Annotated in this window: 1 protein-coding gene; it reads left to right on the top strand. The window is 34.8% G+C overall.

Going from position 1 to position 1,493, the window contains the following annotated elements; all coding sequences use genetic code 11:
- The coding region (locus G9C87_RS20680; protein WP_172284691.1) for a condensation domain-containing protein at positions 1-1,493 on the top strand (1,493 nt) is incomplete at both ends.

The following is a 1,493-nucleotide window of genomic DNA, read 5'->3' on the forward strand; positions in this document are numbered from 1 at the left end:
GTAGAAAAGGCATTTGGAATCCTTGTCAATCGCTATACGGTTTTAAGGACTTCTTTTGATAATCGTTATGGAGAAGTTCCTTTGCAGATCGTTCACAAAAAAGCACAAGTTGACTTTAAGCATTTAATCTTAGAATCAGAGCTTGAATTAGATACTATAAAAGAAGAGGATATAGCCCAAGGATTTGACTTGGGTGTACCTACCCAAATGCGCCTGACGGTTATCACGCTTCCTAATGGAGAATATGAATTCATTTGGAGTCATCACCATATTATCATGGATGGGTGGTGTTTAAGTATCCTTATCAATGATTTCGCTGTTATTTTGAACTCCCTGAAGCAAGATGTGGAGATTAATTTGCCGGAATCTAAAAAATATTCGTCTTATATCAACTGGCTGAAAACAGTAAATAAAGAAGAAGCCCTAAGTTACTGGAAAAATTATCTCAAAGAGGTGGTTTCTCCAACACTTATTCCTTTTAAAAAGAGTACATCAGAAAAGGATCGTCACTTTATTACCGAAATAATAAAAGTAGAAAATGAGGAATTCGCTGGTATTAGCAATCTTTGTAAGAATCTGGGAATCACTCTCAATACATATGTCCAGGGAGTTTGGTCTTATTTGTTAAGTTGTTATAATGCATCTGAAGAAGTAGTTTTTGGGAGTGTGGTTTCAGGAAGACCGGCAGATATTGAAGAGGTTGAGCATATGGTCGGACTCTTTATCAATACTATTCCTGTATGTGTGAATGTAAGTAAAGATGAAACACCAAGAAATTTACTCGAAAAATTACATCACGATTCTATTCAGGGTACCGGATACCATTTTACCGGTTTATCCGATATCCAGTCTCTATCTTCATTAGGAAAAGAGTTGATCAACAATATTATCGTTTTTGAGAACTATGCAAAGCGGGATGTTAATAATCATCTTTCGATCATGGGAATGGCTGATCAAAAAGCAGATACTTTTGAACAGACGAATTATGATTTTAATATTATTGCCGTTCCGGGAAAAAATAGCTTATCAATAGATTTTAAATACAATTCATCTGTATTTTATAAATCTTTAATAACATCTTTAGCCGGGCATTTTAAGAATATATTGGGACAGTTTGCTACTTTTCCTGATCAGGCAATCAAAAACTTCAGCTATTTAAGTAATCCGGAAGTAAAGGAATTATTGGAGGACTTCAATGGTGCAGAAACTTCATATTCTTCTGAAAAGACTGTTGTAAAATTGTTCGAAGAACAGGTTAATAGCTGTGCGAATAGTGTAGCATTAATATATGATGATGTAAAGCTTAGCTACAATGATTTAAATGCAGAATCTAACCGTCTAGCTCATTACCTGAGAAATCATTACAATATCAGATCTAATGACTTGGTTTGTATTGAGTTGCCACGTAATGAAAAGATGATTGTTTCGATTCTTGGAATTCTAAAATCAGAAGGAGCGTATGTTCCGATTGATGTGAATTACCCTCAGGAAAG

Origin of the sequence: Chryseobacterium sp. LAM-KRS1 (assembly GCF_013184525.1) — a bacterium.
Classification (GTDB): Bacteria; Bacteroidota; Bacteroidia; order Flavobacteriales; family Weeksellaceae; genus Chryseobacterium; species Chryseobacterium proteolyticum.